The 260-nt window shown below is 64.6% G+C and carries 1 pseudogene; it reads left to right on the top strand.

The window, feature by feature from the left end:
• A pseudogene (locus tag C1X29_RS28795) lies at positions 1–260 on the top strand (protoporphyrinogen oxidase); the annotation flags it as partial.

Below are 260 nucleotides of genomic sequence, written 5' to 3'. Positions count from 1 at the left end.
CACCTTGACGACGTCAGCGTCGGCCAATTCATCGCCGAAAGATTTGGTGACGAGGTGAGCCGCGCCGTCGTCGACCCGCTACTGGGGGGTATTCACGCCGCCGACCTCAACACGTTCTCGCTAGCAGTTGCCGCCCCCGCTTTGGAGCAGACGGTCAGGAACGGCGACTCCATCGTCGCCGGAACTCTCAAACGCAATGCTGCCGGACGGTGGTCGCAGCTCCGCCATCATTCACAGCGATCCGGTCCGCGCACCCCCGC

Source organism: Pseudomonas sp. GW456-12-10-14-LB2 (assembly GCF_002884345.1).
In the GTDB taxonomy this organism is placed as follows: domain Bacteria; phylum Pseudomonadota; class Gammaproteobacteria; order Pseudomonadales; family Pseudomonadaceae; genus Aquipseudomonas; species Aquipseudomonas paraglycinae.
This window is presented reverse-complemented; position numbering and strand designations above follow the sequence as displayed.